The 7,905-nt window shown below is 70.9% G+C and carries 8 protein-coding genes; 5 read left to right on the top strand and 3 right to left on the bottom strand.

Features of this window, described 5'->3' with window-relative positions; translation table 11 throughout:
- Positions 1–907, top strand: a 907-nt coding sequence (locus D7X32_RS08280; protein ID WP_158625632.1) for an ArsA family ATPase, incomplete at its 5' end; no start/stop codon positions are given.
- A gap of 19 nt (positions 908–926) precedes the next feature.
- Here D7X32_RS08280 and D7X32_RS08275 read toward each other — a convergent pair.
- Together D7X32_RS08275 and D7X32_RS08270 are read right to left on the bottom strand one after the other, a co-directional pair.
- Complete coding sequence (locus D7X32_RS08275) at positions 927–1,394, bottom strand: hypothetical protein (RefSeq protein ID WP_120601966.1); 468 nt, start codon at positions 1,392–1,394, stop codon at positions 927–929.
- Between the two features lie 104 nt (positions 1,395–1,498).
- On the bottom strand, positions 1,499–2,191 hold the full coding sequence (locus D7X32_RS08270; protein WP_120601965.1) for a tetratricopeptide repeat protein: 693 nt from the start codon (positions 2,189–2,191) through the stop codon (positions 1,499–1,501).
- A gap of 93 nt (positions 2,192–2,284) precedes the next feature.
- Between D7X32_RS08270 and D7X32_RS08265 the strand changes: the two genes are divergently transcribed.
- Genes D7X32_RS08265 through cmk form a run of 3 tightly spaced genes read left to right on the top strand, consistent with a single transcriptional unit; the run spans position 2,285 to position 5,051 of the window.
- Positions 2,285–3,253, top strand: a complete 969-nt coding sequence (locus D7X32_RS08265) for an acetyl-CoA carboxylase carboxyltransferase subunit alpha (RefSeq protein WP_120601964.1) — start codon at positions 2,285–2,287, stop codon at positions 3,251–3,253.
- Between the two features lie 14 nt (positions 3,254–3,267).
- The gene (hisC, locus tag D7X32_RS08260) at positions 3,268–4,359 is read left to right on the top strand and encodes a histidinol-phosphate transaminase (RefSeq protein WP_120601963.1); all 1,092 of its coding nucleotides are present in this window, start codon (positions 3,268–3,270) and stop codon (positions 4,357–4,359) included.
- A complete protein-coding gene (gene cmk, locus D7X32_RS08255; protein ID WP_120601962.1) occupies positions 4,356–5,051 on the top strand; it encodes a (d)CMP kinase in 696 nt (231 codons plus the stop codon). Before hisC ends, cmk begins: the two co-directional genes overlap by 4 nt.
- Positions 5,052–5,150: 99 nt before the next feature.
- On the opposite strand, the gene D7X32_RS08250 is transcribed toward cmk, so the two are convergent.
- Entirely contained in the window at positions 5,151–7,286 is a 2,136-nt protein-coding gene (locus tag D7X32_RS08250; RefSeq protein ID WP_120601961.1) for a lytic transglycosylase domain-containing protein, read from the bottom strand.
- Between the two features lie 295 nt (positions 7,287–7,581).
- Between D7X32_RS08250 and D7X32_RS08245 the strand changes: the two genes are divergently transcribed.
- The gene (locus D7X32_RS08245) at positions 7,582–7,815 is read left to right on the top strand and encodes a hypothetical protein (protein WP_014396719.1); all 234 of its coding nucleotides are present in this window, start codon (positions 7,582–7,584) and stop codon (positions 7,813–7,815) included.
- Positions 7,816–7,905 lie beyond the last annotated feature (90 nt).

The following is a 7,905-nucleotide window of genomic DNA, read 5'->3' as shown; positions in this document are numbered from 1 at the left end:
GGGCGGGGTGGGCAAGTCCTCCTGCGCGGCCGCCGCGGCGGTGACGCTGACGGAGAAGGAGGGGCCGGTGCTCCTCATCTCCACGGACCCCGCGCACTCGCTGTCGGACGTGCTGCAGAGCCGGCTCACCGACACCGAGACGCAGGTGAAGGGCACCAAGGGCCTGTACGCGCGCGAGCTGGACATGGCGGGCTGGTTCAACGCCCTGCGCAAGCGGCTGAAGGAGAAGGCGGAGAAGGCCTTCGAGGGCGCGCCCAAGGCGGGCAACGACGTGCCGGCGGACCTGCTCTACCTGCGCAACCTGCTGGAGTGCGCGCCCCCGGGCATCGACGAGCTGGCGGCCATGTCCGTGCTGACGGACGCGCTGGTGCAGGAGCGCTTCAAGCGCATCGTGGTGGACTCGTCGCCGCAGGTGACGAACGTGCGCGTGGTGGAGCTGGCGGACATCGCGAAGACGTGGCTGGGCGCGCTGCACGGCATCCTCAACAAGCACCGCGCCAAGGGCCTGGGCGAGCTGGCGGATGATCTGGCGGCGATGCTCAAGCACGTGAAGCGCTTCGAGGACGCGCTGGCGTCCCCCAGCGAATCGCGCTTCGTGGTCGTCACGCGCGGCGAGGACCTGGCCGCGTCCCGCACGGAGCGGCTGGTGGAGTACCTCAAGGAGAAGAAGCTCCAGGTGGAGCGGGTGCTCGTCAACCGCGTGGGCCCCAAGTCCACCTGCGAGAAGTGCGAGAACCGCCGCAAGCTGGAGTTGAACGCGGCCAAGGCCATGGAGAAGAAGATCGGCCTGCCGGTGACGATGGCGCCCGCGCTGGGCCGCCACCCCGCCGGGCTGCGCGAGCTGAAGGCCTTCCGCACCGCGTGGTACGCGCTGTCCGCGCCGCCCGCGAAGATCAAGGCGGCCTGAGGCGGTTGAAGCCGGGCGCCTAGTGGGGGCCCGGCAGCAGCAGGGACAGGGGCAGCCGGTGGGGATACGCCCGGCGCGCCTGGCCCAGCAGGTCCACGGCGCTCGCCTTGAGCGAGCGCACCGTCGGGGCCGCGGGCACCTCCAGGTGTTGCGTGAGGACCCAGCCCGGACCGATGAGCATCAGCGCCACCGCCGGCACGATGCACAGGGTCACCACCGCGCTGGCGCCACCCACCGTGCCCAGGAGGCGCAGCACCGGGGACGCCTGGATGCGCGGGCGCTGCAGGGCCGCGAGGATGCGCGCGAAGAGAGCGCCGCCCACCAGTCCCAGCACCGTGGCCAGCCCCCAGCTCAGCCCGCCCACCGGGGTGCCGAGCACCGGCTCCAGCAGCTGGGGCGCGGACGCTCCCAGCACGAAGGCGAGGACGAAGGGTGCCGCCGCGACGATGGCGACCAGTCCCCAGTGTCTTGCGTTGAGTCGGTGCACTGCGTTCCCCCTCTGCTGCAGGGGGAAGGTGGGCACCGGCGGGCAGGAGCGCCAGGGCCGCGCTCCCCGAAGGCGTGTAGGCGTGAACGGGACGTCACTTCACGTCAGGCGTCGCACTCCGAGGGGCTGTCGGTGAAGCCGCCCAGGGGCTCCGGGAAGGTGAGGGCGCCCGCCTCGCTGAGGGTGCCGGTGACAGGCGCCGCACCGGGGAGCTTCACCTCCACCGTGCGGCCCCGGACGGTGTACGTGCCCGGGGTCCGTGACTCGTGGGGCGTGCCTGAGTCGTCCACGTCCCTCTTCCAGAGCTCCACGCGGCCCCCGTCCTGGAACTTCAGGGCGCGGGTGGTGCCGTAGACGCCCACGCCGGGGCCGTACCAGGACACTGTCCGCAGGAGGGCCGGCACGTCGGCCTCCTTCTGGGGGGTGCGGCCCAGCAGCTTCTGCCAGCCGAGCGTGTCCCGGATGCCGTCCAGGTCCCGGTCCGTCTTCGCCCGCTGGAGGCGGCGCGCGTCCAGGCGCACGGCGGTGGTCAGCTTCTCGAGGATGACATCGCGGTGGGCGCTGTATTCGCACACCTTGCCCTGCTTGCGCAGGACGCCCAGGGTGGCGGCGGCGTTGTAGTGGGCCAGGGCGTAGTCCGGGGTGGCCTGGGCGGCCGCCTGGAACTTCTCCAGGGCCTCCGGGTAGCGGCCGGACTGGTAGAGCCGGAACCCCTGCGTGTTGAGGGCCCGGCCGGAAGGGGGCGTGGCCGGGGCGGCGGACAGGGTCAGGGCCAGCAGGGAGAGGGCGAGGACCATGTGGCTCCAGACGGGCGGTCCCCCAGGACATTCCAGGGGGTGCGTAACCGCTTGCGCGTTGAAAGGCCTGAACCCTGGTGCTAGTTCGGCGCCATGGCAACCGGCATTGGCTACGCGCTCGACTTCGAGCGCCCGCTCATCGAGCTGGAAAAGAAGATCGAAGAGCTGAAGGCCCTCTCCACCAGCGGCTCGGTGGACTTCTCCTCGGAAATTTCCAAGCTGGAGAAGAAGGCGAAGAAGCTCCAGACGGAGATCTTCAGTGACTTGACGCGCTGGCAGATGGTGCAGCTGTCGCGCCACAGCTCGCGTCCGTACTTCCTGGACTACGTCCAGCACCTGTTCACGGACTTCTTCGAGCTGTGCGGCGACCGGCACTTCGGCGAGGACCCGTCCATCGTTGGCGGGTTCGCGCGCTTCGACGGCAAGACGGTGATGCTCATCGGCCACCAGAAGGGCCGCAACACGCGCGAGAACATGGCCCGCAACTTCGGCATGCCCCGCCCGGAGGGCTACCGCAAGGCGCGCCGGCTGATGGAGCTGGCGGAGCGGATGGAGAAGCCCATCCTCACCTTCGTGGACACGCCGGGCGCGTACCCGGGCATCGGCGCGGAGGAGCGCGGGCAGGCGGAGGCCATCGCCGTGAACCTGGAGGTCATGAGCCGGCTGCGCGTGCCCATCATCTCCACGGTGATTGGCGAGGGCGGCTCCGGCGGCGCGCTGGCCATTGGCGTGGGCAACCGCGTGCTGATGTTCCAGAACAGCGTCTACTCCGTGATCACCCCGGAGGGCTGCGCGTCCATCCTCTTCCGTGACGCCAGCAAGGCGGACAAGGCCGCGGACGCGATGCGTCCCACCGCGCCCGACCTGCTGGAGATGAAGATCATCGACGAGGTGATTCCGGAGCCTCCCGGCGGCGCGCACCGCGACCCGGCCAAGGCGGCCGAGGCGCTGGGCAAGACGCTGCGCAAGCACCTGGGGCAACTGGCGGAGCTGAACCCGGACGCGCTGGTGCGCGACCGCTACAACAAGTTCCGCGCCTTCGGCGTGTTCACCGGCAAATAGAGGCCCGTTTCCCCATGCGACCGCTCGTTCCTCCCTACGTCGAGACGCTCAAGGCCTACGTTCCAGGCAAGCCCATCGAGGAGACCGAGCGGGAGTACGGCCTCACCGGCGTCATCAAGCTGGCCTCCAACGAGAACCCGCTGGGCCCGTCGCCCCGCGCGGTGGAGGCCATGCGCAACGCCGCTTCCCAGGTGCACCTGTACCCGGACGCCACGAGCTTCCACCTGGTGCGCAAGCTGGCCGCGCACCTGGGCGTGAAGCCGGAGGAAGTGGTGCTGGGCAGCGGCTCCAACGAGCTCATCGAGCTGTTGATGCGCACGTTCACGACGCCGGAGGAGGAGATCCTCCTGTGCAAGGGGTCGTTCCCGGCGTACCGCATCTCCGCGCAGGCGCACGGCCGTGCGTTCATCGAAGTGCCCATGCGCGAGGGCTTCCGCTACGACCTGGAGGCCATGGCCCGCGCCGTCACGCCGCGCACGCGCATGGTGTTCCTGGCCAACCCGGACAACCCCACGGGCACCACGTTCGGGCGCAAGGACCTGGAGACGTTCCTCGCGGCGGTGCCGAAGGACGTGCTCGTCGTCCATGACGAGGCCTATGCGGAGTTCGTGGACTGGCCCGACTACGCGAGCGCCGTGGAGCTGTTCCACACGCATCCGAACCTCGTGGGGCTGCGCACGTTCAGCAAGATCCACGGGCTGGCCGGCATCCGGCTGGGCTGCGCGGTGATGGACGCGAAGCTCGCGGGCTACGTGCACCGCACGCGCATGCCGTTCAACCTGACGACGGTGGCTCAGGCTGCGGGCATGGCCGCGCTGGAGGACACGGATCACGTGAAGCGCACGCGTGAGAACAACCGCGTGGGCCTGCGCTACTTCGGGGAGGAGCTGCCGAAGCTGGGGCTCACGCTGACGGAGAGCCACGCGAACTTCGTCTTCGTGGACTGCCACCGTCCGGGGGCCGGGGTGTACGAGCAACTGCTGCGCCGGGGCGTCATCGTGCGGCCCATGGCGGGCAATGGCCATCCGAACTGTCTGCGCATCTCCGTGGGCACGCCCCAGGAGAACGCCCGGTGCGTGGCCGCGCTGAAGGAGGTCCTGTCATGAGCCCGCGTCCGTTCATCGTCGCCATCGACGGGCCGGCAGGAGCGGGCAAGTCCTCCGTGTCCAAGCTGCTCGCGCGGCGGCTGAACTTCGCGCTGGTGGACACGGGCGCCATCTACCGCTGCGTGGCGCTGATGGCCACTCGCGAGGGCATCCCGTTCGACGACGACGCGAAGCTGGGCGAACTGCTCGGGCGCGTGCGCATCCACTTCCAGGTGGTGGGCGAGGAGAACCACGTCTTCCTGGGCAGCGAGGACGTGTCCGGGGAGATCCGCACGCCGCCCATCTCCATGGGCGCGTCGCAGGTGTCGGGGCGGCCGGTGGTGCGCGCGGGGCTGCTGGCGCTCCAGCGGCGGCTGGCGCTGGAGGCGCCGGTGGGAGCCATCCTGGAGGGCCGGGACATCGGCACGGTGGTGTTCCCGGACGCGGATGTGAAGTTCTTCCTCGCGGCGGATCCGGAGGTGCGGGCGCGCCGCCGCTTCGAGGAGCTGTTCCAGAAGGGCGTGGAGAGCAGCCTGGAGGGCGTGCTCCAGGATCAGACGCGCCGTGACGCCGCCGACTCCGGCCGCGAGGTGGCGCCGCTGAAGCCCGCCGACGACGCCGTGCACGTGGACTCCAGCAGCCTGCCGTTGTCGGAGGTCGTGCAGTCGCTGGAGCACGAAATCGAGCGCCGCCGGGCCACGCGCGGCGCCTGAAGTCCGCACGCTCCGCGTCCGTCGGAAGCGGACCGGCTCAAGCCGAGGCGCCTGCGCCGCCAATGCTGGCGCGGCGCCTGAGCCGTCACCGGCCTTCCGTCAGAAGCTGACGCCGTCCGTCGAGGGGGCGGGCACCGTCATGGCCAGCCGGGCCTGGGTGCCATCCTTCTCGTAGAAGCGGTGGTAGAGGTACAGGTCCGCCACCACCTGCTTCACGTAGCCGCGCGTCTCCCGGTAGGGGATGGACTCCACGAACAGGTCCAGCGACATGCTGCCGCGCTCCTGCGTCCAGCGCACCGCCGCCTTGGGGCCCGCGTTGTAGGCCGCCGCCGCCAGCGCCGGGTGCGCGAAGCGCTTCATCAGCTGCGCCAGGTACCACGCGCCGTAGCGGATGTTGCGCTCCGGGGCGAACAGGTCCGCCGGCGCGGGCGCGGGCTCCGCCATCTTCTGGGCGATCTCCGTCGCCGTGGGTGGGATGATCTGCATGAGGCCGCGCGCGTCCGCCGCGCTCATGACCTCCGGGCGGAAGGCGCTCTCCCGCCGCATGATGGCCCACACGAGGAACGGATCCAGCGCCTGCCGCGTGGCCTCCGTCTCCACCGCCTGGGCGAACGCGCGAGGGTAGAACGCGGCCAGCGCGTCCGGCGCCTTCGCTCCGAAGGCCCGGCCCCACAGGTAGCGCGCCGCCACGACGTGCGCGTGGCCGAACTCCCCCAATTGCAGCAGCGCGTGCGCGAACGGCAGCGCCTGGTCCGCCGTGCGCAGGCCCGAAACGCGCGACTGCACCTCGTCCGCCGCGTCGCGGAACAGCCCCGCGCGCGTGAGCGCTACCGCCAGCTCCAGCTCCGGCGGGCGGGGAAGGGTGAGCTGCTTTGGAGGCTGCGGGAAGGCCGCGGGCGGCGTGCGTCCCAGTTCGCGCAGCCGCTCCGTGGCGAGCAGCGCGTAGAACGACGCGGGCGCCGCGCTGATGACCGTCTCGTAGGCCGGCCCCACCGTGGCGGGCTTGCCGCCGCCCAACTCCTCCGTGCGCGCCATCCAGTAGCGCGCCTGTGGGGCCATGCTCGTCTTCGGGAAGTCCGTCACCAGGTCGTCCAGCGCCTGGCGCGCCTTCGCGTACTGCTCCAGCCGGATGTGCGAGAGGGCGCGGAACCACATCGCCTCGTCGCGGCGGCGCGAGCCCTTGTAGCGCTTCTCGTAGTCCGCGAAGGACTTCGCCGCGTCCTCGAAGCGGCCCCCCTGCAAATCCAACCACGCGGCGAAGAACGCGCCTTCCTCACCGGCGGCCTGGGAGGGATAGGCCTTGTCCAGCGCCGCCATCAACTTGCGCGCCTTCTCGTTGTCGTCCGAGCGCAGTGCGCGGCGCGCCACCACCAGCGCGGCCTCCGCGGCGATGGCCGGGGGCCCCTTGCGCGCCACCGCGAGCGCCTTCTCCGCCTCCTCGCGCTTGCCGCGCGCGAAGAGCACCTGCGCTCGCAAGAGCGCCACCTGCGCCTGCGCCGGAGCACCCTTCACCAGCGACCGCTTCTCCGCCGTCGCCAGCTCCGCCTCGGCCCGGTCCGCCGCGTCGTCGGAGAGGAAGCCCTTGGCGCGCTGAAGATGCTCCGGCAGCGTGAGCTTCACCGAAGGCTTCAGCGCGGCCAGCCGCTCCAGCGCCTCGTCCGCGTAGGGGTGTGTGGGGAAGCGCAGCGCCACCGTCTTCAGGTCCGCCCTCAGACCCGCGGCGTTGCCGGTGGCCGCGCGGGCCTGGGCGCGCTGGAAGAGCAGCTCCGCGGTGGGCTGTGCCGCCGCCGCCGACTCCAACACCGGGGCCGCGTCCTTGGGCCGATGTGCGTCCAGGAGGGATTCACCCAGGCGGGCACGGGCTCGCACGGCCAGGGCGGGGGAGGCCTTCTCCAGGGCCCGCTCGAAGTCCTTCGCCGCGCCGTCGGGGTCGCCCGCGTAGAAGCGCGCCTGGCCCAGGTAGAAGGCGTGGAAGGCCTCCAGGGGCGCGGGGGGCGCATGGCGGGTGAGCAGGTCCCGGGCCTGGGCGGCGTCCCCGTCCGAAAGGACGAGGGTCCCGGCGAGCAGGCCCAGGCGGCCCGCATCCGGGCATTTCGTCTTTTCGCAGGCGGTGAGCTCCGCCTGGGCAAGCGCCGCCGCGTCGGACCGGTGCAGGCGGACGGCCTCCAGCGTCGCCGGGGACTGCCCCAGCGCCACCCCCGTCACCCAACCCGCCACCCAGCCGGTCCAACTCATGGGATTCTTCCTTTCACTTCGCGGCCTTGCGGCTTCCGAACGAGAGGTTTGCAGTCGACATTCCCCACCAGGTGGGCGGGGGTCGGTTTGACAGTCGGCCCGACAAGTCCTAGATCCCGCGCCCACGGGCTGGTCCCGCGGGGTTGTCGGCCCGTTGCGCTCTCCGGAGGGAATCCTTACGTTGCGCCGCCGTTGAGCGCTACTCCGGACCGTCGTCGTGTCAGGAACACCTGTCGTCGGTAGCACTGCTCGTTCACAGACCTCGGGGGGGGAAACAGCTCATAGGGGAGGCTCCATGAAGCCGTGTCCATCCGATCTGCCGCAGACCATCAATCCCGAAGCCGGCCCGAAGCGGGCAGGCGTCGAGACGCATCGCAACCTGAACTGCAACCACTACGACAACTGCCTCGATGAGGCTGTCCGTCGCGGCTGGCAGTCGTTCACGTGCATGAAGTGCCCGATGTACGCCAACCTCGCTCCTCCGCAGATGGGGCTTGAGGCGTACGCCACGCAGCGCCGTCCTGTCTAACAAGGACGTCTGACATGGGCCCATTCCACCGGGCCCGCGCGAGCTTGCAGCCGGTCACGCCCGAAGCTCGGACGTGACCGGAGTCCGCGT

The organism is Corallococcus carmarthensis (assembly GCF_003611695.1).
GTDB classification, from domain to species: domain Bacteria; phylum Myxococcota; class Myxococcia; order Myxococcales; family Myxococcaceae; genus Corallococcus; species Corallococcus carmarthensis.
The sequence above is the reverse complement of the archived record's forward strand: the minus strand, read 5'-3'. Positions and strand labels throughout refer to the sequence as shown.

Excerpts from the sequence above, each read along its gene's own strand:
- D7X32_RS08270 (WP_120601965.1), bottom strand. The coding sequence starts at position 2,191 with ATGGTCCTCGCCCTCTCCCTGCTGGCCCTGACCCTGTCCGCCGCCCCG.
- D7X32_RS08265 (WP_120601964.1), top strand. The coding sequence starts at position 2,285 with ATGGCAACCGGCATTGGCTACGCGCTCGACTTCGAGCGCCCGCTCATC.
- hisC (WP_120601963.1), top strand. The coding sequence starts at position 3,268 with ATGCGACCGCTCGTTCCTCCCTACGTCGAGACGCTCAAGGCCTACGTT.
- cmk (WP_120601962.1), top strand. The coding sequence starts at position 4,356 with ATGAGCCCGCGTCCGTTCATCGTCGCCATCGACGGGCCGGCAGGAGCG.
- D7X32_RS08250 (WP_120601961.1), bottom strand. The coding sequence starts at position 7,286 with ATGAGTTGGACCGGCTGGGTGGCGGGTTGGGTGACGGGGGTGGCGCTG.
- D7X32_RS08245 (WP_014396719.1), top strand. The coding sequence starts at position 7,582 with ATGAAGCCGTGTCCATCCGATCTGCCGCAGACCATCAATCCCGAAGCC.